This is a genomic window from Dyella sp., from assembly GCF_051954575.1.
Lineage (GTDB): Bacteria > Pseudomonadota > Gammaproteobacteria > Xanthomonadales > Rhodanobacteraceae > Dyella_B.
The window spans coordinates 1-25,732 of the sequence record NZ_JBQCHP010000047.1 but is presented as its reverse complement, the minus strand read 5'-3'; the positions used below and the strand labels follow the sequence as shown (position 1 = coordinate 25,732).

Here is a 25,732-nt window from a genome sequence, read left to right as displayed (position 1 = left end):
CGCAGGCCGGAGCGCACGTGGCGGGGCAGGTCGATCTGGCTGACGTCGCCGGTGATCACCGCGACCGAGCCGAAACCGATACGGGTGAGGAACATCTTCATCTGCTCGACGGTGGTGTTCTGCGCTTCGTCGAGGATCACGTAGGAATCGTTGAGCGTGCGGCCACGCATGTATGCGAGCGGCGCGATCTCGATCACGTTGCGCTCGATCAGCTTGGCCACTTTTTCGAAGCCGAGCATTTCGTAGAGTGCGTCATAGAGTGGGCGCAGATACGGATCGACTTTCTGCGACAGATCGCCGGGGAGAAAGCCCAGCTTCTCGCCGGCTTCCACCGCCGGGCGCACCAGCAGGATGCGCTGCACGCGGTTGGCTTCCAGCGCTTCCACCGCACTGGCCACGGCCAGATACGTCTTGCCAGTGCCGGCGGGACCGACGCCGAAGTTGATGTCGTGCGTGGTGATGGCGTGCAGGTAGCGGGCCTGGTTCGGGCCGCGGCCTTTGATCACGCCGCGCTTCACCTTGATGGTGACTTCCTGCGCGCTTTCGGCAGCTTCTTCCACCATCGAATCGATGCCGGATTCGGCCAGGTGCAGGTTGATCTTCGCGCCGGTGAGCGCTTCGCTTTCGGTGGCGGCATACAGCGCGCGCAGCACTTTCTCGCCGGCGCGCGCGGCGGCTTCCTCGCCGATCACCTGGAACAGGTTGCCGCGGTGGTCGATCTCGACCCCTAAGCGCAACTCCACCTGGCGCAGGTGTTCGTCGAACGGGCCGCACAGGTTGGCGAGCCGGGCGTTGTCTTCCGGATCGAGGGCGAAATCGTGTTGGTTCAGGCCGTTGGTCATAGATATCGAATGTTTTCGTATGTCATCACACTGGTAACAGATGCGTAGGTTGGGTTAGCGCAGCGTAACCCAACAACTCACTCCGAAAATGTTGGGTTTCGCTGCGCTAACCCAACCTACGCCTACGCACTTACGCAAGGTCTAGGCGATAAAAGCGCGTATCAACAGGCATGAACGGAAAGCTTGCCGGCAGCATGGTTTTATCGATCGATGCGAAACCGTGTTTTTCGTAGAAACGATGCGCGGCGCGAAATTTATCCGTGGTGCCCAGAAACACGCTCCGCACAGCGTGCTGCTTCGCCCAATCCAGCGCGCCATGCAGAAGTTTCGCCGCCACGTTCCACGCCGCGCCGCGATACCCGGCGTCAACGAACATCTTGCGCAGCGCCACGCCGTGATAGCCGATGTCTTTCAGCGCGATCGTACCGACAACCTTTTCCTGATCCAGCGCCACCCAGAAATTGCCAGCACCTTGCTGGTAATAGGCGGGAATCGCCAACAGATCCGGCTGGCGTTCCAGGTCGATGTCGAAACCGAATTCCTCGCGCTGGATCGACACGATCAGCTCGCCCACTTGCGCAGCGTGTTGTGCCTGGAAAGGCAGCAAGCGGATGCGTGCGGCGTCAGCGTTCATGCCGGCGAGTCAGGCCGCTTCGCTATCCACGCTGGCAATGCGTCCACGCAGCGAGTTGGTCATCGCCTCGGTGATCGTCACGTCCACGAACTGGCCGATCAGCCGCGCGGGGCCGGGAAAGTTCACATAGCGCATGTTTTCCGTGCGGCCGGTGAGCTCGTTCGCATTCTTGCGACTGGGTTTTTCCACCAACACGCGCTGCACGGTGCCGACCATCGCTTCGTTGATCGTGCGGGCGTTCTCGTTGAGCACGGCCTGCAGTCGCGCCAGGCGTTCGCTTTTCGCCGCCGCCGGCGTGTCGTCGGCGAGATTGGCGGCCGGCGTGCCGGGCCGCGCGGAGAAGATGAAGGAGAAGCTCTGGTCGAAGCCGACGTCGTCGATCAGCTTCATGGTCTTTTCGAAATCGGCATCCGTTTCGCCAGGGAAGCCGACGATGAAATCGGAGGAGATGCAGATGTCCGGGCGCACCGCGCGCAGCTTGCGGATCTTCTGCTTGAACTCCAGTGCCGTGTAGCCGCGCTTCATCGCTGCGAGAATGCGATCGGAACCGGCCTGCACCGGCAGGTGCAGGAAGTTCGCCAGCTTGGGCACATTCGTATACGCCTCCACCAGCGAGTCGGAGAACTCCAGCGGGTGCGAGGTGGTGAAGCGGATCCGGCCGATGCTTTCGATCTCGGCGATGGCGTGGATCAGCACGGCCAGGTCCGCGGTGCCGCCGTCGTGCGTGGGGCCGCGGTACGCGTTGACGTTCTGGCCCAACAGGATCACCTCGCGCACACCTTGCTCGGCGAGCTGCGCCACTTCGACCAGCACGTCGTCGAACGGGCGGCTGATTTCTTCGCCGCGGGTGTAGGGCACCACGCAGTAGCTGCAGTACTTGGAGCAGCCTTCCATGATCGACACGAAGGCGGTAGGGCCTTCGGCGCGCGGTTCGGGCAGGCGGTCGAACTTCTCGATTTCCGGGAAGCTGATATCTACCTGCGGTTTCCCGGTGGCGCGCTTGGCCTCGATCAGCTCGGGCAGGCGGTGCAGGGTTTGCGGGCCGAACACCAGATCCACGAACGGGGCGCGCTTGAGGATCGCCTCGCCTTCCTGCGAAGCTACGCAGCCGCCCACGCCGATCAGCACGGGCTTGCCACCCTGCTTGTACTCGCGCCAACGGCCGAGCTGGCTGAAGACCTTCTCCTGCGCCTTTTCGCGGATCGAGCAGGTGTTGACCAAGATCACGTCCGCTTCCGACTCATCCTGGGTCAGCTCCAGGCCATGCGACGCCTTCAGTACGTCGGCCATCTTGGCCGAGTCGTACTCGTTCATCTGGCAGCCGTGGGTCTTGATGAAAAGCTTGCCGCTCATGGTGTGAGGTACCGTGGCATCGGAGGGGCGGCGCGGAATGCGTCGAACCGCGTATTGTACTCGGGGATGAGCCCGGATGCCCACGTAGGTTGGGGTGCCAACCCCAACGCCGCGGTGCCTGTGCGCATGGTGGTGTTGGGGTTTGCACCCCAACCTACGGCTTTCGGTTTCCCGCGAGGTTGGCCCCTCACTCCAACCCTCTCCCCGCAGAGGAGAGGGAGCCAGGCTGTATATCCATGTTCTGGCACACGATTTGGCCAATTCATGCTTGGCGCCCGCCGCGCTTGGGCGCAAACTGCCGGCCATGTTTGCTGCCGTCTGCCAAAGGGGAGGCCACGGCCCCAGGGCAAGCCGCCTCCCTGCGTTCCTGATGTCCGTCCTGCTGGTCGTGCTGGCCTGTGCGCTGCTGTTGGCGGCGCGGCCGGCAAGGGCCGGGGTGCTGTACCGCTGCGCGGGGGCGCAGGGCGAAGCGGTGTTCAGCAGCAGCAAGGCGGGGTATCGGGATTGCCGGCAGGTGGCCGCGTTCGCCGCACCGGTTCCGCACGCGGGGCCGCGCAGGGGGGTGTCGAAGGAGATCGCCTCGCTGGCCTGGGTCACCGGATGGGTGGAGACCAGCGCCAAGCCGATCTCGCCGATCGTCGTCTCGCTGGACCGGGTGGAGGCGGGCGTCGACACCACCGCGCAGGTAGCGCCGCGTGCTGCCGGCAAGCCGGGGCAATGGACGTACAGCGAATCGCGCGACAGCCAGTTGGCTCAGCTCCCGGCCATCGGCGCTTCGAACACCGCGGACAGCCGCGTGCTGCGGGGCGCGGTGTACCGTGTGATGCATCGCGACGGTAGCGTGGAATACACCAACATCACCCCGGCCGGCAGCCAGGCCAGCAACGTCACGCGGCTTTTCACCTACATCGCCACCTGCATCGCCTGCAACCTGCATTCGACTATCAACTGGGGCACGGTGGCGCTGAATCTGGATGCGTACAAGGACGTGATCCGCGATGCGAGCGTGGAATCGGGCGTGGACGAGGCGGTGATCCGCGCCATCATCCATGCCGAGAGCGCGTTCAATCCGCGCGCGATGTCGCTCAAGGGCGCGCAGGGGCTGATGCAGTTGATGCCGGGTACGGCCAACGACATGGGCGTGCTGGATGCGTTCGATCCGGCCCAGAACATCCGTGGCGGCGCGCGCTATCTCGGTTTGCTGATGAAGAACTTCAATGGTGACGTGCGATTGACTGCTGCAGCGTACAACGCGGGCCCCGGCGCCGTGCAGCACTACAGCGGCGTGCCGCCGTTCGCTGAAACGCAGGTCTACGTGCAGCGCGTGGGCGAACTGGTGCAGCGGTATTCGAAGGCGTTGCATCCGCCTTTAGCCAGTCTGTAGGTTGGGGTGCAAACCCCAACGTGACCAAGTCCCAATGTTGGGGTTTGCACCCCAACCTACGATTTTCAGCCCTCGATATTGCTGCCGGTGTTGGCTGCCGCATTGGCCGTAGGCAGCTGCGGTGGCCGCTGAATCACGTGCACTTCCACATGGAACGGCACGCCGTTGCGCAGGCCGGAGACTTCCACCTTGCTGCCCGGCTTGAGCGCGGCTTCGCGGCGGCTGAGGTCGGCGGGGTCGCGGATATCGGTGTCGCCCAGGCGCAGCAGGATGTCGCGGGGTTGCAGGCCCGCCAGTGCGGCCGGCGTGCCCGGCGTGACATCGGTGATCTGCGCGCCGCGCGCGGCGGCGGCAGGCAGGCCGCTGTCGGCGGCGACCGGCACGAAACCGTAGTTGGCGCCGAGCCAGCCGCGGATCACGTGGCCGGTTGCGATTAATTGTCGCAGTACGTTGGTGGCCGTATCGACCGGAATGGCAAAACCGATACCCTCCGCATTGGCTGCCTTGCCGATGAGGAGGGTGTTGATACCGACCAGATCCCCGTTGCTGTTGACCAGCGCGCCGCCGGAGTTGCCGAGGTTGATCGCGGCATCAGTCTGGATGAAATCTTCCGGGCTGCTGTTGCTCAACTGCCGGCCGATGGCGCTGATGATGCCCATGGTCACGGTCTGATTGAGGTTGAGCGGATTGCCGATGGCGAGCACCACGTCGCCCACGCGCAATTTTTTCGGATCGGCCATCTGGATCACCGGCAGGTTTACGGCGTCGATGATCTTGAGCACCGCCAGATCCGTTTCCTCGTCGGCGCCGATCAACTTGGCCTTGGCGACGCGGCCGTCGTACAGCAACACCTGGATGTCGTCGGCGTTGGCGATCACATGGTTGTTGGTGAGCACGTAGCCGTCGGCGCTCACGATCACGCCGGAACCGAGGTTCTGTTCGCGCCGCTTCACCGTGCCGATGGGCGTGCCGCCGAACAGCTGCTGCATCAGCGGATCGGTGAACATGCGCACGGCTTGTTCGGTAACGATCTTGTTGGCGTAGATGTTGACCACCGATGGCGCAGCCTTGGCCACGGCATCGGCGTAGGAAGCGGGTGCGGCCGATGGCGGAGCAGACCTGACGGCCGTGGGCGTGGTGTCGTGTTGCAAGCCGAAGCGTGCGCGCAGGCGATCGCCGACGCCCGGCCAGATGAGGCTGATCACGAACGCGATCGCCAACCCGAGTATGACGAATCGGGCAACAAAGGCGACGATGCCGGCGGCATGCTTCATGTCGTAATGCAGTCTGTGGAAATTAAGGATGCTCTGATCAATTCTACGCAGGCGTCACCGGTTCTGTCTGTTCGCAGGCCACAGGACCATCGGCGAAGGCAGACTGGCCGTCTGTCAAGGCGATGGGCCGAAGGCATGTGGACAGACAGAACCGGCCCCAACGGTGAATTGATATGACGGGTGATGTTCAGAAGGTCCGCATGCTGTGCCGCGCGACTTGGCAAGACGGCCAGTCTTGCCTGCTTCACGCGACACAACCTGCGAACCTTCTGAACATCATGCCGCCTACGTAGAATTGATCAGAGCATCCTTAAGCGCGCGAGTGTGGCACAGCGACGTGACCGACCCTGTCGTTTTATTGTAGGGTTTAAGACCTGAGGCTAGACTAACGCGATTTTTGTAGGTAACGCGATTTTGCAGGGGCACGATCCTGGGGCGGTCGGCGAAGCGGAACCTTAGCTCGTCCGCAGTGGCAGAATCTGGTTTCTGCAGTGTCAATGGCATGCAAGTACCGGAGAGCCTGATGGCGAACGAAGTCGTCGATCAAGGCCGCCGCCGCTTTCTCACCACGACGACAGCCGTGGTGGGAGGAGTAGGCGTAGTGGCGGCAGCTGTGCCTTTCATCAAGTCGTGGGAACCCAGTGCAAGAGCCAAGGCCGCCGGTGCTCCCGTTACCCAATCGCTGAAAAAGATCGAGCTCGGTCAGCAGTTGATCGTGGCCTGGCGCAGCCTTCCGGTATTCATCGTCAACCGCTCGCCGGCGCAACTGGCGGCGCTGCCCAAGCAGGATCCCAAGCTGGTCGATCCCAAATCCGACGGCGTTTCCGCCGATCAGCAGCCGAAGTACGCGCAGAACGAAACCCGCTCGATCAAGCCCGAGTGGCTGGTGATGATCGGCATCTGTACGCACTTAGGTTGCGTGCCGGATTATGTGGGCGAGATGAAGCCCGAACCGTTCGATCCGAACTGGCAGGGCGGCTATTACTGCCCCTGCCATCACTCGCGCTACGACATGGCCGGCCGCGTCTACCAGGGCGTGCCCGCGCCGAAGAACATGGCGATCCCGCCTTATCACTTTGTCGATGACACCACGGTGCAGATCGGCGTGGATGCGGAAGGGGCAGCGTAATGGCGAACGTCTTCTCGAACATTGGCGATTGGGTCATCGAGCGCGCACCGGGCTTGATGCCGGTGTACCGCAAGCACATGACCGAGTATTACGCGCCGAAGAACTTCAACATCTGGTACTACTTCGGTTCGCTCGCGTTGCTGGTGCTGGTCAACCAGATCGTCACCGGCATCTTCCTCACCATGAACTACGACCCGAGCGCGAGCGGCGCATTCGACTCGGTGCAGTACATCATGCGTGACGTGGAGTGGGGGTGGCTGATCCGCTACATGCACACCACGGGCGCCTCGCTGTTCTTCGTGGTGGTTTACCTGCACATGTTCCGCGGCATCATGTACGGCTCGTATCAGAAGCCGCGCGAGCTGGTGTGGCTCTTGGGCATGCTGATCTTCCTGGTGCTGATGGCCGAAGCGTTCATGGGCTACGTGCTGCCGTGGGGCAACATGTCGTTCTGGGGCGCGAAGGTGATCGTGTCGTTGTTCGGCACCATTCCGGTGATCGGCAAGGACCTGGTCGAATGGATCATGGGCGACTTCCTGCCCGCCGACGCCACGCTCAACCGCTTCTTCGCGCTGCACGTGATCGCGCTGCCGCTGGTCTTGCTGCTGCTGGTGGTGCTGCACCTGGCGGCGCTGCATGAAGTGGGTTCGAACAATCCCGATGGCGTGGACGTGAAGCACGGGCCGAAGGGCAATCGGTGGGATCCGACCAAGCCGGTCGATGGCATTCCGTTCCATCCGTACTACACGGTGAAGGATCTGGTCGGCGTGGGTCTGTTCCTGGCCATCGCCGCCTTCATCATCTTCTTCCAGCCCAGCTTCGGCGGCTGGTTCCTCGAGCACGACAACTCGATTCCGGCGAACAACCTGGTGACGCCCGCGCAGATCAAGCCGGTGTGGTACTTCACCGCGTTCTACGCGATCGTGCGCATGATTCCGTCGGCGCTCGGTACCGCGGTGTGGGGCGTGCTGGGCATGTTCGGCGCGATCGTGCTGTTGTTCCTGATGCCGTGGATCGACGGCGGCAAGGTGCGGTCCATCCGCTATCGCGGCACCGGCTTCAAGGTGGCGCTGACCTTGTTCGTGCTGGCGTTCTTCGGGCTGATGCTGATCGGCACCGACTCCACCGCCGAGCTGATCCCGATGCTGTTCGGCGCCAATGCCGACGTGACCGGCATCGAGAACCTGTTCGGTCGCACGATGGTGCTGATCTACTTCGGGTTCTTCGTATTCCTGTGGCTGTACACGCATCTTGGCTGGGAAAAGACCAAGCCGGTTCCGGAACGGGTGACGACGCATGAATAAGCGCTACATATCCATCTTCATGCTGGCGTTCGGCCTGCTGCTAGGCACCGCGGCGGTCATGGCGGAGGGTGAAGGCCCGGAGCTGCCCGCTGCCGGCAACAACCTGCGCGATACCGCATCGCTGCAGCGCGGCGCGCACATCTTCTTCAACTACTGCGTGGGCTGCCATTCGCTGAAGTACCTGCGCTATGAGCGTATGGCGGACGACCTCGGGCTGACCGAGGACGACGTGATGAAGAACCTCAACTTCACCGGCGGCAAGTTCGGCGATACGGTGATGTCGCACATGCCGGCCGACGATGCGCAGAAGTTCTTCGGCAAGGCGCCGCCGGACCTGTCGCTGGAGGTATCGGCCAAGGGCGCCGATTGGGTGTTCGCCTACCTCAATTCGTTCTATCTCGACCCCAAGAGCCCGATCGGCTGGAACAACACCGTGCTTCCGAATGCGGCCATGCCGTTCCCGCTGTGGGAGCTGCAGGGCGTGCAGGTGCCGGTGATGAAAGAGGCCAAGGCCGGCGACGATCCCCAGATCGAAAAGCTCACCCTGCTGCACCCGGGCAAGCTCACGCCCCAGCAGTACCAGCAGGCCGCCCGCGACGTCACCAACTTCCTGGAATACGCCTCCGAGCCGGCCGCGCTGCAGCGGCGGCACTACGGCATCTGGGTAGTGCTGTTCCTGCTGGGCTTCACCTTCCTGGCATACTTGCTCAAGAAAGAATATTGGAAGGACGTCCACTGACGTCCCATGGGATGCTCTGATCAATTCTGCATAGGCGGCATGATGCTCAGAAGGCTCGCAGGCTGTGGTGCGCGACGCAGGGAAGACTGGCCGTCTTTTCAAGTCGTGCGGCACAGCCTGCGGGCCTTCTGTGCATCACCCTTCGGGCCGACTCTGTCCGTCCGCATGCCTTCGGCCCATCGTCTCGACAGACGGCCAGTCTGCCTTCGTCGATGGTCCTTTGGCCTGCGAACGGACAGAGCCGGTGACGCCCATGCAGAATTGGTCAGAGCATCCCGAGGAACAAGGGACTTGTGGCCGCAGGGGGCAAAACGCCATCCTTGCGGCCAAACAAAAGGGGAGACTCGTGCATGGTCCAGAACGCCCGTTCCCGGACAGTACTCGCCCTGTATTCCGCTGCCGATGACATCCAGTGTCATCGCGTACGGCTGGTGCTGGCCGCAAAGGGAGTGACCTACGATCTGATCGTGGTCGATCCGGCCAAGCCACCGCAGGATCTGCTCGACCTGAATCCGTACCACACCCTGCCGACCCTGGTCGACCGCGAACTCACCCTGTACGACACCTCGGTGGTGTGTGAGTACCTGGACGAGCGCTATCCGCACCCGCCGCTGATGCCGATCGATCCGCTCTCGCGCGCCCGGCTGCGGCTGGCGGCGGTGCGCATCGAGCGCGACTGGCTGCCGGAGATCGAGCATATCAAGGCCGGCGGTCGCGCCGCCGATGCGGCGCGCAAAAAGCTGCGCGAACACCTGCTGGCGGCGCTGCCGCTGTTCAAGGTATCCAAGTTCTTCCTCAATCCGGAAATGAGCCTGGCCGACTGCCTGGTGACCCCGGTGGTATGGCGCCTGCCTTCACTGGGCGTGGACCTGGGCCGGGAGGGCAAGCCGATCATGGATTACGGCGAACGCCTGTTCCACAGCCAGGGCTATGCGCGCAGCCTGACGCCGGAAGAAAAGGCCTTGAGGGCGCTCTAGCGAGTTTGGGTGTACGGTCTCCTGGACATCGCTGCGTCTTTTCCATTCAATACGCGGGGGGCCGGCCCTGTCTGCATGCATTCCTCGGGTCCATCGTCTCGACAGGCCGCCAGCCTGTCCGCGCCGATGGCCTTGCGGGCTGCAAGACATCCGGCGACATCCACGCAAGACCGGCTAGAGCACCCCTGGTGACCCAACAGCAACAACCGAAGATGAGTTCCAACCGTCCGTACCTGCTGCGGGCGATCTACGATTGGATCAGCGACAACAACCTCACGCCCTACATGCTGGTCGACGCCACGCGCCAGGGCGTGCGCGTGCCGCCGCACGTGATCAAGAACGGGCAGGTGGTGCTCAACCTGGCCATGCGCGCCGTGGCCAACCTGGACCTGGGCAACGAGTGGATCAGCTTCCAGGCGCGCTTCTCCGGCGTCAGCCACAGCATCCAGATTCCGGTGCCGGCGGTACTGGCTTTGTACGCGCAGGAAAACGGGCAGGGCATGATGTTTCCGGCGGATGAGGAAGAAGGCGGCGAGCCGCCGACCAATACCCCGCCCTCGCCACCCGAACCGGAACCACCGTCGGGCGATGGTGACAAGCCGAAGCGTGGGGGTGGCTCGCATTTGCGGGTGGTGAAGTAGGTTGGGGTGCAAACCCCAACAATGGCCATCCATGCGGGCACGATGATGTTGGGGTTTGCACCCCAACCTACGCTGCTGTTACCAGATAGCCGCATCCCAGCATTTCCTCTAAGGTAACGGCTTCTTCCTACAAAGCCGCTCCGCATGTCCGCAGCCCAGGAACACCCGGATCATCTACGGCGCAGTCTGTCCAATCGCCATCTGCAATTGATCGCCATCGGCGGTGCGATCGGCACCGGCCTGTTCATGGGGTCCGGCAAGACGATCAGCCTGGCCGGGCCATCGATCCTGTTGGTGTACCTGATCATCGGCATCATGCTGTTCTTCGTGATGCGGGCAATGGGTGAGTTGCTGCTGTCGAACCTGGAGTACAAGTCGTTCATCGACTTCTCCACCGATCTGCTTGGGCCGTGGGCCGGATTTTTCTGTGGCTGGACGTACTGGTTCTGCTGGATCGTCACCGCCATCGCCGACGTGATCGCGATCGCCTCGTATGCGCAGTTCTGGTTCCCGGGTTTGATGCCGTGGATGCCGGCAGTGCTTTGCGTGGGGTTGCTGTTGGCCTTGAATCTCACCGCGGTTCGCGTGTTCGGCGAACTGGAATTCTGGTTTGCGCTGATCAAGATCGTGGCGATCATCGCCTTGATCGTGATGGGGCTGGGCATGATCGTGTTCGGCTTCACCTCGCCGTCGGGCCATCACGCCGCGCTGGCGAATTTGTGGAACGACGGCGGTCTGTTTCCCACCGGTGTGGGCGGTTTCTTCGCGGGTTTCCAGATTGCCGTGTTCGCGTTCGTCGGCATCGAGCTGGTAGGCACGACGGCGGCGGAAACGGCCGATCCCATGCGCAATCTGCCCAAGGCGATCAACTCCATTCCGGTGCGCATCATCCTGTTCTACGTGCTGGCGCTGGTGGTGATCATGACAGTGACGCCGTGGCGCCTGGTGCAGCCGGGCAAGAGTCCGTTCGTGGAGCTGTTCATGCTGGCCGGCATTCCTGCGGCGGCGAGCCTGATCAACTTCGTGGTGTTGACTTCGGCAACGTCGTCGGCCAACAGCGGCATTTTCTCCACCAGCCGCATGCTCTACGGCCTGGCCGAAGAGAATCACGCACCGAGCTTGTTCGCACGCCTGTCGCGCGCCGCGGTGCCGTCGCGCGGCCTGATGTTTTCCTGCGTGTGCCTGCTGGGTGGCGCGATGCTGGTCTACGTGGTGCCCAACCTGGTGACCGCGTTTACCCTGGTCACCACGCTGTCGGCCGTACTTTTCATGTTCGTGTGGTCGCTGATCCTGATTGCGTACATGGCGTATCGGCGCAAGCGTCCGCACTTGCATGCTGCATCCACGTACAAGATGCCCGGCGGCGTATTTATGTGCTGGGCGTGCCTGGTGTTCTTCGTGTTCGTGCTGTGGCTACTGACGCTGCAGGCAGATACGCGTGAGGCATTGTTGGCGAGCCCGGTGTGGTTCGTGCTGCTGACGATCGGCTATTGGTGGAAAGGGCGGCGCGTTGCAACCGTTGCGCCAGTTCACGAAGAAGGCTAACAAGCCTCGTAGGTTGGGGTGCGAACCCCAACGTCGTGATCTATGTACATGGCGATGTTGGGGTTCGCACCCCAACCTACATGGATTGGACGCTAATGCCGCAGGTCCCGGTCGCGATGTTGCCGGCGGAACGGCACAATGTTGCCGCTTTCGACGGTTGTTGTTCCCTGCGCCGAATGCTCTGGCAGGTACAGTTCGACGGTGGGCAGGATCAACGCGGTGAGCACGTTGCCGACCATCCATAGATGCCCGGCTTCGCGATCGTCGCCATCGATACTGACTTCGAAACTGTAGCGCCGCTCCAGCACCCTGCGCTCGTGAAAGCGACGCAGACGCGCGCCACTGAGGCCCACCGTTTCGTCCAGCAATTGCAGACCGTGTTGCTGGCAGCGCCAGCGCGCTTCCTGCACGGCGCGATCACGCGCGCGGCTCAGCATCAGCCAGGCGCCGACGATGGCGAACAGTACGAGTAACAGGAAGAGAGTGGTGAAGTCGCCCATGTCCGCAATGTGTGGGCAATCAGTCCAGCTTCAAACGTAGCGAGAGATCGATGGCTCGCAGGTGTTTGGTCAGCGCGCCCACCGAGATGTAATCGACGCCGGTGTGGGCGTAATCGCCAATGGTCTGGAGATCGACGTTGCCGGATATCTCCAGTGGCACGCGGCCGTCGGTCTGCGCGACGGCTTCGCGCATCAGCGGCAGCGTGAAATTGTCGAGCATGATGCGGTCGACGCCGGCATCCAGCGCCTGCTGCAGTTCGTCGAGGTTTTCCACTTCCACTTCCAGTAGCAGCGTAGGATGCAGCTGGCGGGCGGCCTGCACCGCGGCGGCGATGCTGCCGGCGGCAATGATGTGGTTTTCCTTCACCAGGATCGCGTCATAAAGACCCATGCGATGGTTATGGCCGCCGCCGCAACGTACCGCATATTTCTGCGCCAGGCGCAGTCCCGGCACCGTCTTGCGGGTATCGAGCACGCGCGCGCGAGTGCCGGCCACGGCCGCAACGTAGGCGGCGGTGACGGTGGCGGTACCCGACAGCATCTGCAGGAAGTTCAAGGCCGAGCGTTCGGCGGTGACCAGCGAGCGTGCATGGCCGCGCATCTCGCACACGATGCTACCCGGTGCGACGCGATCGCCGTCGGTCACGTGCCAATCGATGCGTGCGTGCGGATCGAGCTTGCGCACGCAGGCGTCGAACCAGGGAATGCCGGCGATCACAGCGTCTTCGCGGCAGGTGAGTTGCGCGGTCGCGACGGCGTTGGCCGGTAGCAGGCTGGCGGTGGCGTCGCCATGGCCGATGTCTTCGGCAAAGGCGCGTTCCACGTCGGCGTCGATCAGGCGCTGGTCGGGCGGGGCAAAGCGGAAGGTGCTGGACATGCGGGACGGGGGCGTGGGGGAGAATGCCGCGCATGCTACTCGGATTGGGGCGAGCGCGTCTTCGTAGGCTGGGACGGAATCCCAGCTTTCCGATGTTCGTATGCATGGCAATGCTGGGATTGCATCCCAGCCTACGAGGTTTAGGGCGCTTCGCCCGGACGCGCCTCTTCGTGGCTCAGGCGATCCACGATCGCGTCCATCGCGCGATCGAACAGCGCGTTCGATGCGAGCACGCGCGCACGGCCCTCGGCCATCACCGTAGCCAGCTCGTAAGGCGAGTAATCGCCCACCTTCAGGCCTCGCCGATTGACGAACAGGTAGCGGCCGCTCATCGGGCTGATCCACGACAGCTTGGCGCGCTCGAAATGCTCTTCCTGCCCGCTGAACTCCAGCCAGGTGCCGGGCTTGAGCGCCTTGACGTGCTCGAGCTGCTCGCGCACTTCCGGTGTGACCGTGTCGGCCGGCGGCTCGGCGCTGGCGGGGTCTTCCAGATCCTCGACGCTTTCGGCGATCGGCTGGATGCTTTCCGGAATCGGCAGCGGCGCGGGCGCGGCTTCGGCGGCGGGTTGCGCAGGTGTTTGCGCCGATTCGCCAAGCTGGTGGCGGTAGTAGTTGTGCAATTGCGCGAGCAGTTTCTCGATGTCTGCTTCCTGGAAGGCCACGTTTGCCAGGCCCTTGCGCAGCGCGCGCTCGATGCCAGGCAGCAGCTGGCGCAGGTCGCGCTTGGCTTCCGGCGTGCGCACCGGCTTGGTGCTGGCGATGAAGGCATCGACGAAGCGCAGCGCCTCGCGGAATTCGTTCGATTCCTCGCCCTTGCGCAGGATGGTCAGCACCAGGTAGTTGGCCCACGCGCGCGACAGCACGCCATGGATCAGCGGCGGCAGCACGTGGTCGCCGATGCGGTTGAGAATTTCGCGCGCGGCGCGGCGGCGTGCCTGTTCCAGTTTTTCGCGGCCGCGGGTGGATTCGGCCACGCGCTGCTCGGCCAGCTCCGCGCGACGGCGGTTGGATTCCTGGAACTGCTGCAATTCGGCGGACAGGCGATCGAAGATCGTCATGTCGTCGTCGAATTCCTGCAGCAGGCGTTCGACGATGACCTTGATGGTGTCGTGCAGGCGGCCGTCGCGATCGGATTCTTCGGACCAGCTCTTGGCCGCATCGGCGAGGCCGTCGAGCAGGCGGCGCGCCGGATGCTGGCGGTGCGCGAACAGCTTGCGATCGAGAATGGCGGCCTTCAGATACGGAATCTGCAGGCGCGCCAGCATCACTTGCATCTGCGGCGGCAGGTTGCGGTCTTCAAGGATGAATTCGAACAGCATGCCGACCAGGTCGATGGTGTCTTCATCGATCGTGGCGATCTGGCCCGGACGCTGGCCGCGCAGCGAGCCGAGCTGGCTGAGCAGTTGTTCTTTCAGATGCAGCACTTGCTCGGCGATGTCGACCGCGCTGCCGCCTGGCACCGCGGCCGTGACCGGCATCTGCACCAGCGCCGCTTGGCTTTGCAGCACGCTTAGCGCGCCGATCAATTCGTTCGCGGTCGGCAGCGGGCCTTGCTGTGGCATCGCTCCCATGGGTGTGGCCGGATGGCCCCGGCGCGCGCTGAACAAGGTGCGCAAGGTTTGCAGCAGTTCGGCCGAAGCTTCGCTATCGTCGGTCGGCAGCGGCGCCGGCACTTCGCCCGCCGCCGCCGCGCCGCTCGCGGCAGCGCCAGTGCCGCCGGCAGTGTTGCGCACTACTTCGTGACGCAGTTGCGGCAGCACGCCGGCGCGCATCAGTTCGGCGTTGACCTCTTGATAGAGTTCTTCCAGCGCCGCCATTACGTAGCGGTCGAACAGCTTGTAGATGATGAGCTTCACGCGCATGTCGGCGTTGAGCTCCCGCATCGCCTGGCGGAACGCCTGGGCGAGCAGGGCAGGACCGATCGGATTGCTGGCGTCTTCGATGCGCGTGCCGCCGCAGATCACCGACAGGCGCTGGTTCACCGCGAACAGGTCGCGCGACAGGCGCGTCTCGTTCTTGCCGATCATGCTGGTGATGGCCAGCGATTCTTCCAGTTCGTTGTCGGCCACCAGCGAGAGTTCGACCGAGCCGGGCATGGGTCCGATCGGTGCAGTGACACTCGGCGCCGAAGACGCACGATTGCCGCCGGCGAAATCGTTCAACTCGCGCGATACCAGTGCCAGGAAGCCGCGCTCGATCACCGGCCGGCGCTTGCGCACTTCGCGCATGCCGTCGAAGTAATGCATCTGCGCGGCGTTGTTTTCGGCTTTCTCGGCAAGGTCGAACAGGGCATCGTCGACGTGCTCGAACATGTTGCCGATGAACTGCTGCAGCCGGCGCGAAGAAATGTTCCGAACAGCGTTCAACAAGTCGCCTCCGCGTCCGCTGGAGGGGTCCAGCCGCTGGCTGAGATTGACGACGTTGGACGATTCGTTGGCTTCTTTCATCGCCACACCCCTGTGGTTGGCTGGCTAGGCCGGTACCTACTGCCGTAAGCGGCAGCCGATTTACCTTTAAGACCGCGGACGGTCGGGACAGGGATGCCGCCTATGCGTGGAACATAAGCGAAATCGTGTTTCACCGCCATGTCCCAAGTCATCCTTTTGTGTACTGTCTGTACAGGTTACGTGAACCTGACGCAAGTTCTTACGCTGCGGCGGGGAAGTCGGTGAACTGGGTGGTGCCGATGCCTTCCTCCGGCAGCATGACCGGAATGCCGTCCTCGATCCGGTAGATGACCTTGCGGTCGACCGTGATCAGCCCTTCGATCAGCCGGCCTTGCACCGCGCCGCCGGCCACGTTCACCACCTGGCCGGCCTCGATGGCGCGGTTCAGGGCGTCCAGTTCATGGGCGGTGAGCGGGCGTACCGGGGTCTTGCTCACAGGGCAGCAGAGGATGTCGAGCAGGCGTTTGTCCATCGTGTCCAAAGGTATCGTTGCAATGCGGCGAAGTCCGTACAATAGCCCCTTTTGGACGACCGGACCATGACGGATACAGCTTCTGCACCGCGGGTAGGTGTGGTGATGGGATCGCGTTCGGATTGGGAAACCATGACGCACGCGGCCGAGGTGCTGGCTGAGTTGGGCGTGGCGCACGAGGTGCGCGTGGTTTCCGCGCACCGCACGCCGGATCTGTTGTTTCAGTACGCCGAAGAGGCGGTCGGACGCGGTATCCAGGTCATCATCGCCGGTGCCGGCGGGGCGGCGCACTTGCCGGGCATGCTGGCGGCCAAGACCCGCCTGCCGGTGTTCGGCGTGCCGGTGCAATCGAAGGCCCTGAACGGCATGGACTCCCTGCTTTCCATCGCGCAGATGCCGGCCGGCATTCCGGTCGGCACGCTGGCCATCGGCCGTGCCGGGGCCTGCAATGCCGCGCTGCTGGCCGCCGCGGTGCTGGCCCTGCACGATCCGGCCCTGGCCAAGGCGCTGGAAAGCTATCGCTCTCGCCAGACCCAGCACGTGCTTGACCACCCGGACCCGCGCTCGTGAGCGGCACCATCCGTCAAAAGCAGCCGGTATTGGGCATTCTGGGCGGCGGCCAGCTGGCTCGCATGCTCGCCATCGCCGCCGCACCGCTCGGGGTGAAGACGCTGGTGGTGGACAGCGCGCCCGACGCCTGCGCCGGCCAGGTAGCCCCGCTGCGGGTGGCCGACTGGACCGACTATGACGCGCTGGCGAAATTCGCCGCCGAAGTGGATGTGGTCACCTTCGATTTCGAGAACGTGCCGGCCGATACGGCGCACTGGCTGGCGGAGCGCGCGGCGGTGTTTCCCAATCCGCGCGCGCTGGCGGTGGGGCAGGATCGCCTGGCCGAGAAAACCCTATTCCGCGAATGCGGCTTGCACACGCCGGCGTTCGAGGCCGTGGATACACGCGAAGACCTCGATCGCGCGCTGACGAAGATCGGCGCGCCCGCCATTTTGAAGACGCGCCGCCTGGGCTATGACGGCAAGGGCCAGTTCCGCATCAAGCATTTGAAGGATGCGGATGCCGCGTGGGCCGCGCTGGGCTCGAATGCGCATGGCCTGATCCTGGAAGCTTTCGTGCCGTTCGAGCGCGAGCTATCCGTGCTGGCGGTACGCACGCGTGATGGCGATTTTCGCGTCTGGCCGCTCACCCAGAACTGGCATACCGATGGCGTGCTCAGCCTGAGCCTGGCCCCTGCGCCGGACGTGGGCGCGTTGCAGTCGCGCGCGGAAGCCTTGGCGCGCACGCTGGCCGAGCGCCTGGATTACGTCGGCGTATTCGCGCTGGAACTGTTCGTCAAGGATGGCGACCTGCTCGGCAACGAAATGGCGCCGCGCGTGCACAACTCCGGGCACTGGACCATCGAAGGCGCCATCGCCAGCCAGTTCGAAAACCACGTGCGCGCGGTGCTCGGCCTGCCGCTGGGCGATACCGCGGCGCGCGGCCTTTCGGCCATGTTCAACTGGATCGGTGAATTGCCGGATGCGGTACCGGTGATGGCCACGGTCGATGGTCATTGGCACGACTACGGCAAGCAATCGCGTCCTGGCCGCAAGGTGGGACATGCCACGGTGTGTGCGACGGATGCGAAGGTGCTGGCGGCGCGAATCGGCGAGATTGCGCGCGCGTTGAATCGCGAAGAACAGGCGGCGCCCGGCCTGCAAGCGCTTTGATGAATCCCTTCTCCCTGCCGGGGAGAAGCTGCCCGAAGGGCGGATGAGAGGTCAATCTTGCGGGAGGCTTGATGCGAAGAGCGCTTCGCAAAGAGATCGTCGCGAGGATGACCCCTCACCTCAATCCTCTCCCCGAAGGGAGAGGAGATAAACGCGAAAAGCGGGCTATTCGATTAAACCAGGTTCTTCGCCGCGAAATCCCAGTTCACCAGATCCCAGAACGATTCCACGTACTTCGGGCGCGCATTGCGGTAGTCGATGTAGTACGCGTGTTCCCATACGTCGATGGTGAACAGCGGTTTGTCGCTGCCGGTGATCGGCGTGGCGGCGTTGGAAGTGTTGACGATGCCCAGCGAACCATCCGGACGCTGCACCAGCCAGGTCCAGCCCGAGCCGAAGTTGCCGACGGCGGACTTGGAGAACTCTTCCTTGAACTTGTCGAACGAACCGAACGCCTTTCCGATCGCGTCGGCCAGCTTGCCGGCGGGGGCGTTGTCCTTCTTCGGCGAGCGCATGGACTGCCAGTAGAAGGTGTGGTTCCAGATCTGCGCTGCGTTGTTGAACACGCCGCCGGAGGACTTCTTGATGATGTCTTCCAGCGCGGCGCTTTCGAACTCGGTGCCCTTGATCAGATTGTTGAGGTTGGTCACATAAGCCTGGTGGTGCTTGCCGTGGTGGAACTCCAGCGTCTCGGCCGAGATGTTCGGCTCCAGCGCGTTCTTTTCGTAGGGCAACGGGGGAAGTTCGATCGCCATGGGTAACTCCTGGGCGTTGGCTGAGGATAAAGGCGTGGCCGGCCGGGGCGGCTGGTACACTACTAAGCTGGCTGCATTGTAGTGATGAATCCCAAGTTATGGACGTCAACGAGCGAATCAAGGCGGTGCTGGCCGAGCACCCGATCGTGCTTTTCATGAAAGGCACGCCGCAATTTCCCATGTGCGGCTTCTCCGCGCGCGCGGCGCAGGCGCTCGATGAAGCGGGTGCGACATTCCATGCGGTCAACGTGCTGGCCGATCCGGAAATCCGTGCGGCCTTGCCGCACTACGCCAACTGGCCGACCTTCCCGCAGCTTTTCATCCAGGGCGAACTGATTGGCGGCTGCGACATCGTGGAAGACCTCAAAGTCTCCGGCGAGCTGGCGCGCATGGCCAGCGACGTGGCGGGGGAACACCACGCATGAGCCTGAGCCTGCCTCTGCACTGTTTGCCCGAATCCTGGATGCCCGCCGCCGATGAACTGGCCGGCCGCGTGGTGCTGGTCACCGGCGCCTACGGTGGATTGGGCAGCGCGGTGGTGCGTGCGGTGGCGCGCGCCGGCGCCACGGTGGTGATCACCGGCAAGCGCAAGCGTCAGCTGGAACAGCTTTACGATGCGATGCTGCGCGAGGGTCTGCCCGAACCGATCATCCATCCGCTGGACATGGAAGCCGCCACGCCGCGCGACTACGAAGCACTGGCCGAAGGCGTGCAGCGCGATCTGGGCCGGCTCGACGGCATCGTGCACGCCGCGACGAGTTTCGCCGGCCTGATGCCGGTGTCCACGCACAAGCCGGATGCCTGGCTGCGCAGCCTGCATGTCAACGTGTCTGCACCGTTCGCGCTGATGCAAGCGTGCCTGCCGTTGCTCACCGCGGCGCCGGACAGTGCCGCGATATTCGTGCTGGACAATCCCGACCTGGTGCGTCGCGCGCATTGGGGCGCATATGGCGTATCGAAGGCGGCACTGGAACGCTTCGTCGCGATCCTGCATGAGGAGCATGACGAGGGCGCGTTGCGCGTGCATGCACTGTTGCCCGCGCCGATGCGTACCACCTTGCGCCGCACCGCCTACTTCGGCGAAGACACCATGCAGCATCCGCTGCCCGACAGCACTGCCGAGGCCGTGGTTTATCTGCTGAGTGCGAAAGCTGCCGCCGCCCGCGGTGGCGTGCTCGATCTGCGTACTGCATGATCGAGCCGACTTAACCCAAGGGGATTCGATGGAAACGCAGATGACCACCATGTCGGCGGCGATCCTGCTGTTCCTGATCATGGATCCGCTCGGCAATATTCCCCTTTTTCTGACCCTGCTCAAAGATGTGCCCCCCAAGCGGCGCCGTGCGGTGATGGTGCGCGAGCTGTTGATTGCGCTGGCCGTGCTGCTGTTGTTCCTGATGGGCGGGCAGCTGATCTTGAAGTTGCTGCAATTGCGGCAAGAGTCGGTCAGTATCGCCGGCGGCATCGTGCTGTTCCTGATCGGCATCCGCATGGTGTTCCCTCCCGCCGAAGGGGGCATTTTCGGCCAGGCCGGCGAAGGCGAGCCGTTTATCGTGCCGATGGCGATTCCCGGCGTGGCGGGCCCTTCGGCGATGGCCGCGTTGCTGCTGCTTACCAACACGCAGCCGGGGCGTACGGCCGATTGGGCGATTGCCCTGCTGTGCGCCTGGCTGGCCACGGCCATCATCCTGCTCAGTTCCACTTACCTGTTCCGCTGGCTCGGTGAGAGCGTGCTGACCGCGCTGGAACGCGTGATGGGCATGCTGCTGATCGCCTTGTCGGTGCAGATGTTCATGGGCGGCATTGCGGCGTATCTGCATCTGACGCTTTAAACGCATCGGCCGGCATGACGATCGGCCGAGGACAAGCCTAATCGCGGCGAGCAGAATCAAATCAATGGGATAGATCGCAAGACACGGTCGGCTTGAACGTGCTTTTAAGCCTTTGCCCAGGACCCTTCGTGTATTCTTGCGTTCCGTATACGTTTGACCCTGTGATTTCTCGCAGTTGTCACACTACGTCGGCAACATGGACTAAGCAGTTGTCATACTACGTCGGCTACATGGATTAAAGGGAGGCGGTCATGCTTCACGTTGAACAGGCCCTCACCGAACGTCTGCCATGGCTAGCGCAGCATCCGATGATCCGCAAGCCCGTCGCCGGCATGCTGGGACGACTGGCCGATGAGGCAGGCTTCAATCGGGTTCTCGATCGGCTTGCCGATACCAAGGGGTTCGATTTCGCCGAGCAGGTGCTGGACCTGCTGGGCTGCAGTTACCACGTCGTGCAGCGCGAGCGGGAACATATTCCCGTGGAAGGCGCAGTGCTGATCGTCGCCAATCATCCGCTGGGCATGCTCGATGCGATGGCCTTGCTGGACCTGGTCGGCTCGGTACGCAAGGACGTGCGCATTCTCGGCAACGACTGGCTGGCGGCCGTGCCGCAACTGGGCCCGCTGCTGCTGCCGGTGGACGTCTTCGGTAGTGGCGCGGCTTCGCGCATGCGCAACATCTACCGTGCACTGGATCGTGGCGAGGCCTTGATCATCTTCCCGGCTGGCGAGGTTTCCCGCATGGGGCCGGCAGGCGTGCGCGATGCGCGCTGGTCCGATGGTTTCGCGCGCCTGGCCATGCGCAGCAAGACACCGGTGCTGCCGATCCACGTGGCGGCGCGCAATTCGGCCATCTTCTATGGGCTTTCCATGTTGGCCAAGCCGCTCAGCACGGCCATGCTGCCGCGCGAAGCGGTGGCCACGCATGTCAGCCGCATCGGCTTCAGTGTAGGTGCGCTGGTCGGCGCGGACGAACTGAGCAAGCGCAGCGGCGACAACGCGCAGCGTGCAGCCGACCTGATGCGTCGGCATGTGTACCGCATCGGTCGTCGCCGTGGCTTGATCTTCGGCGGTCAGGTGGCGCTGGCGCATCCCGAATCGGTGGATCGCGTGGCGCAGGAACTGGCGCAGAGCGAAAAGCTTGCCGATCTCGCCGACGGCAAACAGCTGATCGTGCTGCGCGGGCAGACCGATGGCGCCGCGTTGCGTGAAATCGGCCGCTTGCGCGAACTCACCTTCCGCAAGGTGGGCGAGGGCACCAACACGCGCCGCGACCTGGATGCCTACGACGCACATTACGAACACTTGGTGCTATGGGATCCGAAAGCCTTGCGCATCGTCGGTTCGTATCGGCTGGGCCATGGCGGCCGGCTGATCGCCGAGCGCGGCATGAATGGCCTCTACACCGCCAGTCTGTTCAATTATTCGCCGGCACTGGAATCGCGACTGGCACAAGGGCTGGAACTCGGACGCAGCTTCATCGCGCCGGCGTACTGGCGCTCGCGTGCGCTGGACCAGCTGTGGCAGGGCATCGGCCTGTATCTGCAGCGGCACCCCGAGCTGCGTTATCTGTTCGGGCCGGTGAGCATGTCGGTCAACCTTCCGCGCCAGGCGCGCGAATGGATCGCGGCGGCGCATCAGCATTATTTCGGGGCGCCGGGGCTGGCATCGGCGCGCCAGCCGTTCAAGGTGTCCGCCGATGTGCTAGAAGGCGTGCGCCGCGAACTGGAAGGCCTGGACCCGGTCAGCGGATTGGGCAAGCTGCGCAACCATCTGGATGCCTTGGGCGTAAGCCTGCCGGTGCTCTACCGCCAGTACGTGGATCTGGTCGAACCTGAAGGCGTGCAATTCCTCGACTTCGGCGAAGACCCCGGTTTTTCCGGCTGCGTGGATGGTCTGGTGATGCTCGACCTCGCCCGCCTGAAACCAGCCAAGCGCGCCCGCTACCTGGGCAAGGGCGCCTGAACCCGGCTTCCCTTGCTCCGTCCGCTAGCACAGGCCTGATTTTGATAGATAAAGACTGCGCGCGCCGGCGCCGGCCAGCGCGCGGACCCGTTGTGCGCGAGCTCCACGATTGAGATGCGGCTGTAAAGTTCGTGTAAAGGAAATATGCGATTGTGCTAAGGTATCGCTAAGGATACGTGACCGCTTTCTTCTCAGTTGAGTGCCCGCGAACCACTCAGCACAAAGTACGGATCAGCTTACACAGGTATCTTCCAGGGTTGTGTCACAGAGGGCGGAGCTCTTCTCGTCCCGCCGAAAAAAACCAAAACCTAGGGGTTCCAAAAAAGGCCGCACGGCTCACGCAGTCCATGAGCCTGAGCCTTTTTTGTGTCGATGGATCACCAGCGTTGCACGGGGCAGGAAGCCTGGCTGATGTCGTGGTTGGCGAGAGACGTTAGAGCGGTCATCGAAAGCGATGCCTAAAAAATCTCGAAATCAATAACCGGACTACGGGGCTCTTCATGAAACGAACGCATCTTTCCGCAGCGATTGCTTTGGCTTGTTACCTCACCGTGGGTGCTGCGCTCGCGCAGACAGCGGCCGATCAGACGCAGGCGACGAATGTGCAGCAACGCGCCTCGGTGTCGACCACGTCGAACACCACCAATGACACGGCCACCAAGCGCGGCGTGCAGCAGATGAGCGCGGTGCAGGTGCGGGCTCAGTCGCTGGCGCTCGGCGGTGGCCTGATGTCGGTGCAGGAAGCGCCCAAGGCGGTGTCCACCATTTCGCGCGATGCGATCGTCAAGTCGGCGCCCGGCGCCACCTTCGTGCAGGCCATCGCCAGCATCCCGGGCGCGGTGACCGCGACCGATGACTTCACCGGCCTCAACGACGGCACCGCCAGCATCCGCGGCTACACGCTCGACGAAATCGGCGTCACCGTGAACGGCGCGCCGATCAACGACAGCGGCAACTACAAGATCTACCCGACCGAGTACGGCGACACCGAGAACATGGGTGACATCACCGTGCAGCAGGGTTATCCGGACAACGACATGCCGATTCCCGGCGCGGCCGGCGGTTCGATCGCGTGGGTGACGCTGGATCCGTCGCACCAGGGCGGCGTGGATTTCAGCCAGTCGTTCGGTACCCACAGCTATCGCCGCACCTTCTTCCGCCTGAACACCGGCGATCTCGGCCCGGTGCGTTCCTGGGTTTCGTATTCGGACAACTCGGTGAACCTGTGGCGCGGTCCCGGTCATTCGAACGTGACCAAGGTTGACGGCAAGTCGGTGTGGACCATCGACGCCGACAACACCATTTCCGCCTCGGTGCAGTACAACCGCGAAATCAAGACCAACTACGAGTCGCTGACCAAGGCGCAGGCGCAGGCCGATTACAAGCAGAGTTACCTGGGCACCTATACGCCGGGCCAGACCAGCAACAACTACTACCGCTTGCACCAGAATCCGTTCGTCAATTACATGGCCAGCCTCGACGGCGAATTCAAGCTTTCCGACAACCTGCATCTGTCGGTGGTGCCTTACTTCCAGTGGGGTGAAGGCGGCGGCGGTTCGGGCACCACGTTCAGCGAATACAACGGCAAGGGTTCCAACAACCCGCTGTTCAAGGTCGTGAACTACGACCTCAACGGCAACGGCAAGATCGACAACAAGTACTCCAACGTGCTGGTCAATTCGTACAGCTACTCCTACACGTTCCGTCCTGGCGTGATCGCCAAGTTGAACCAGGATTTCGGCCTGGACAACACCCTGGAATACGGCGTGTGGTTCGAGCGTCCGCGCCAGGCGCAGGGGCAGGTGTTCGTTCCGATCAATTACGCCACGGGCATTCCGGTGGACGTGTGGGCCAACAATGCCAGCCTGATCCGCTACTCCAACGGCGTGGTGCAGAAGACCTACGACCAGTACACCACCACCACCAACACCAAGGCGTTCATCACCGATACGTGGACGCCCAGCGATCAGATCACGCTGACCGGCAGCGTCGCGTACGTGTGGTCCAAGCGTGACGGCTTCATGTACGAGTATCCCGGTTCCACCGGCTCGCTCACCAGCAAGCTGGCAGTCAGCACCAAGAACGCGGCGTTCGGCGGCAACACCAGCCAGACCTTCCACGATTTCACGCCGACCTTCGGCGCCAAATATCAATTGAACGACCAGAACCAGTTCTACTTCGGCTACGGCCACACCTTCCGTGCGCCGATCAATGGTGCGGTGCTGTCCAACGCCTTCGCCAACTACGGCAAGAATCCGGTGGCGGTGAAGCCGGAAACGGCCGATACGGCGGATCTGGGCTGGCGCTTCTATGGTGACAAGATCTCGGCGAACGTCGATGCATACGCATCCAACTTCCACAACAAACAGGTTTCCGGCTACGACCAGAACACGGGTCTGACGGTGTACGTGCCGCTCAGCCGCGTGCATGTGCGCGGCATGTATGCCGAGGCCAGCTACAAGATCACCGATGATTTCACCGCGTACGGTTCGTACACCTACACGCAGGCTCGCTTGCAGGACAACATGAACACGCTGGGTGACGGCATCTTCTACACCCGCGGCAAGACCATGATCTCCACGCCGAAGAACGTGGCGTACGCGTCCTTGAACTACAACCACGGCCCGTTCTGGGCGCAGTTGAACGCCAAGTACACGGGCAGCCAGTGGGGCGACTGGTCCAACACGGAAAAAGTGGGCGGCTACACCACGTTCGACTTCAACGCCGGCTGGAACTTCCCCGATTTTGGCAGCTTCGTGCATAAGCCGTACATCAAGGTCAACGTCTACAACCTGGGCGACCGCAAGGCGCTTACCTATGCGAGCAACGTCGGCGCGTTCCTGGCCTCCAACCCGACGAATCTCAAAGACGTCAACGGCGTAGTGCTGTTCCCGTCCGCGCCGTACTACTCGGTGCTGGAAGAGCGCACTTTCATGGTGACCTTCGGCGCGTCGTTCCACTAAGCGTCGAACCCCTGCCGCGGCTGCACGGTCGCGGCGGTCATGCCAACCAGAACGCCCCGCAGTTCGCTGCGGGGCGTTTTCATGTGCGCATTGACCCCGCTGCATGGAAGAGGAGATGCTAGGGATGCTCTGATCTATTCCATGTACCCGGCATGACGTCCAGAAGGCTCGCAGGGTGTCTCGCGCGGCGCAGGGCAGACTGGCCGTCTGTTCAAGCCGCGGGGTACGGCCTGCGGGCCTTCTGGACGTCACCCCTTCATTGATTTCAAAACGTTGGGGCCGCACGGTATGCCACCCACGATTAGCCACCGCGTTTTTTCAGACGGTCACTCAACCTGCACCGACACGCCAAAACGATGGAACCATAACGTGCGGTGAA

23 protein-coding genes are annotated in these 25,732 nt (G+C 63.1%); 14 read left to right on the top strand and 9 right to left on the bottom strand.

The features are described from left to right. The 3 genes from ACTHNE_RS06910 to miaB all read right to left on the bottom strand — a co-directional run. Nucleotides 1-842: PhoH family protein (locus tag ACTHNE_RS06910; protein WP_440268850.1), on the bottom strand; the 842-nt coding region annotated here is incomplete at its 3' end. 130 nt (nucleotides 843-972) lie between these two features. After that, the gene (locus tag ACTHNE_RS06905; RefSeq protein ID WP_324942783.1) at nucleotides 973-1,476 is read right to left on the bottom strand and encodes a GNAT family N-acetyltransferase; all 504 of its coding nucleotides are present in this window, start codon (nucleotides 1,474-1,476) and stop codon (nucleotides 973-975) included. 9 nt (nucleotides 1,477-1,485) lie between these two features. Beyond that, nucleotides 1,486-2,829: a tRNA (N6-isopentenyl adenosine(37)-C2)-methylthiotransferase MiaB gene (gene miaB / locus ACTHNE_RS06900; protein WP_440268849.1), complete on the bottom strand. Its 1,344-nt coding sequence runs from the start codon at nucleotides 2,827-2,829 to the stop codon at nucleotides 1,486-1,488. A 370-nt stretch (nucleotides 2,830-3,199) separates the two neighbouring features. Between miaB and ACTHNE_RS06895 the strand changes: the two genes are divergently transcribed. Then, nucleotides 3,200-4,213 (top strand): lytic transglycosylase domain-containing protein, encoded by a 1,014-nt coding sequence (locus ACTHNE_RS06895; protein ID WP_440268848.1) that lies wholly within the window; start codon nucleotides 3,200-3,202, stop codon nucleotides 4,211-4,213. Nucleotides 4,214-4,278: 65 nt separating this feature from the next. Here ACTHNE_RS06895 and ACTHNE_RS06890 read toward each other — a convergent pair whose 3' ends face one another. Then, nucleotides 4,279-5,487, bottom strand: coding sequence for a S1C family serine protease (locus tag ACTHNE_RS06890; RefSeq protein WP_440268847.1), 1,209 nt, complete (start codon nucleotides 5,485-5,487; stop codon nucleotides 4,279-4,281). A 523-nt stretch (nucleotides 5,488-6,010) separates the two neighbouring features. Between ACTHNE_RS06890 and petA the strand changes: the two genes are divergently transcribed. From petA to cycA, 6 genes are all read left to right on the top strand, one after another. Beyond that, the gene (gene petA / locus ACTHNE_RS06885) at nucleotides 6,011-6,616 is read left to right on the top strand and encodes a ubiquinol-cytochrome c reductase iron-sulfur subunit (protein WP_440268846.1); all 606 of its coding nucleotides are present in this window, start codon (nucleotides 6,011-6,013) and stop codon (nucleotides 6,614-6,616) included. After that, the gene (locus tag ACTHNE_RS06880) at nucleotides 6,616-7,920 is read left to right on the top strand and encodes a cytochrome b (RefSeq protein WP_440268845.1); all 1,305 of its coding nucleotides are present in this window, start codon (nucleotides 6,616-6,618) and stop codon (nucleotides 7,918-7,920) included. The genes petA and ACTHNE_RS06880 overlap by 1 nt, the downstream gene beginning before the upstream one ends. Next, nucleotides 7,913-8,659, top strand: coding sequence for a cytochrome c1 (locus ACTHNE_RS06875; RefSeq protein WP_440268844.1), 747 nt, complete (start codon nucleotides 7,913-7,915; stop codon nucleotides 8,657-8,659). The genes ACTHNE_RS06880 and ACTHNE_RS06875 overlap by 8 nt, the downstream gene beginning before the upstream one ends. Before the next feature lie 350 nt (nucleotides 8,660-9,009). Then, nucleotides 9,010-9,636: a glutathione S-transferase N-terminal domain-containing protein gene (locus ACTHNE_RS06870; RefSeq protein ID WP_440268843.1), complete on the top strand. Its 627-nt coding sequence runs from the start codon at nucleotides 9,010-9,012 to the stop codon at nucleotides 9,634-9,636. 212 nt (nucleotides 9,637-9,848) lie between these two features. Next, nucleotides 9,849-10,277: a ClpXP protease specificity-enhancing factor gene (locus ACTHNE_RS06865; protein WP_440268852.1), complete on the top strand. Its 429-nt coding sequence runs from the start codon at nucleotides 9,849-9,851 to the stop codon at nucleotides 10,275-10,277. Nucleotides 10,278-10,421: 144 nt separating this feature from the next. Beyond that, entirely contained in the window at nucleotides 10,422-11,822 is a 1,401-nt protein-coding gene (gene cycA / locus ACTHNE_RS06860) for a D-serine/D-alanine/glycine transporter (protein WP_440268842.1), read from the top strand. Between the two features lie 92 nt (nucleotides 11,823-11,914). Here the strand turns inward: cycA and ACTHNE_RS06855 are convergent, their stop codons facing one another. The 4 genes from ACTHNE_RS06855 to ACTHNE_RS06840 form a co-directional block, all read right to left on the bottom strand. Beyond that, on the bottom strand, nucleotides 11,915-12,322 hold the full coding sequence (locus ACTHNE_RS06855; protein WP_440268841.1) for a DUF3301 domain-containing protein: 408 nt from the start codon (nucleotides 12,320-12,322) through the stop codon (nucleotides 11,915-11,917). 19 nt (nucleotides 12,323-12,341) lie between these two features. Next, nucleotides 12,342-13,199 carry a carboxylating nicotinate-nucleotide diphosphorylase gene (nadC, locus tag ACTHNE_RS06850; RefSeq protein ID WP_440268840.1) on the bottom strand — a complete coding sequence of 286 codons (858 nt, stop codon included), beginning with the start codon at nucleotides 13,197-13,199 and terminating at the stop codon, nucleotides 12,342-12,344. A 140-nt stretch (nucleotides 13,200-13,339) separates the two neighbouring features. Then, nucleotides 13,340-15,646, bottom strand: coding sequence for a DUF1631 domain-containing protein (locus ACTHNE_RS06845; RefSeq protein WP_440268839.1), 2,307 nt, complete (start codon nucleotides 15,644-15,646; stop codon nucleotides 13,340-13,342). Between the two features lie 199 nt (nucleotides 15,647-15,845). Then, entirely contained in the window at nucleotides 15,846-16,118 is a 273-nt protein-coding gene (locus tag ACTHNE_RS06840) for a Trm112 family protein (RefSeq protein ID WP_324940298.1), read from the bottom strand. Nucleotides 16,119-16,184: 66 nt separating this feature from the next. Between ACTHNE_RS06840 and purE the strand changes: the two genes are divergently transcribed. Together purE and ACTHNE_RS06830 are read left to right on the top strand one after the other, a co-directional pair. Then, nucleotides 16,185-16,688 (top strand): 5-(carboxyamino)imidazole ribonucleotide mutase, encoded by a 504-nt coding sequence (gene purE, locus ACTHNE_RS06835; protein WP_440268838.1) that lies wholly within the window; start codon nucleotides 16,185-16,187, stop codon nucleotides 16,686-16,688. Further along, on the top strand, nucleotides 16,685-17,839 hold the full coding sequence (locus ACTHNE_RS06830; RefSeq protein ID WP_440268837.1) for a 5-(carboxyamino)imidazole ribonucleotide synthase: 1,155 nt from the start codon (nucleotides 16,685-16,687) through the stop codon (nucleotides 17,837-17,839). Before purE ends, ACTHNE_RS06830 begins: the two co-directional genes overlap by 4 nt. Before the next feature lie 173 nt (nucleotides 17,840-18,012). Here ACTHNE_RS06830 and ACTHNE_RS06825 read toward each other — a convergent pair whose 3' ends face one another. Next, the gene (locus ACTHNE_RS06825; RefSeq protein WP_324940307.1) at nucleotides 18,013-18,594 is read right to left on the bottom strand and encodes a superoxide dismutase; all 582 of its coding nucleotides are present in this window, start codon (nucleotides 18,592-18,594) and stop codon (nucleotides 18,013-18,015) included. 98 nt (nucleotides 18,595-18,692) lie between these two features. Between ACTHNE_RS06825 and grxD the strand changes: the two genes are divergently transcribed. The 5 genes from grxD (at nucleotide 18,693) to ACTHNE_RS06800 (ending at nucleotide 25,353) form a co-directional block, all read left to right on the top strand. Then, nucleotides 18,693-19,019, top strand: a complete 327-nt coding sequence (gene grxD, locus ACTHNE_RS06820; RefSeq protein ID WP_324940311.1) for a Grx4 family monothiol glutaredoxin — start codon at nucleotides 18,693-18,695, stop codon at nucleotides 19,017-19,019. Further along, entirely contained in the window at nucleotides 19,016-19,789 is a 774-nt protein-coding gene (locus ACTHNE_RS06815) for an SDR family NAD(P)-dependent oxidoreductase (protein WP_324940314.1), read from the top strand. Before grxD ends, ACTHNE_RS06815 begins: the two co-directional genes overlap by 4 nt. Before the next feature lie 40 nt (nucleotides 19,790-19,829). Continuing rightward, the gene (locus tag ACTHNE_RS06810; protein ID WP_440268851.1) at nucleotides 19,830-20,426 is read left to right on the top strand and encodes a YhgN family NAAT transporter; all 597 of its coding nucleotides are present in this window, start codon (nucleotides 19,830-19,832) and stop codon (nucleotides 20,424-20,426) included. 251 nt (nucleotides 20,427-20,677) lie between these two features. Then, nucleotides 20,678-22,390, top strand: coding sequence for a lysophospholipid acyltransferase family protein (locus ACTHNE_RS06805; protein ID WP_324940318.1), 1,713 nt, complete (start codon nucleotides 20,678-20,680; stop codon nucleotides 22,388-22,390). A gap of 500 nt (nucleotides 22,391-22,890) precedes the next feature. Next, nucleotides 22,891-25,353: a TonB-dependent receptor gene (locus ACTHNE_RS06800; RefSeq protein ID WP_324940321.1), complete on the top strand. Its 2,463-nt coding sequence runs from the start codon at nucleotides 22,891-22,893 to the stop codon at nucleotides 25,351-25,353. The last annotated feature ends 379 nt before the right edge of the window (nucleotides 25,354-25,732 follow it).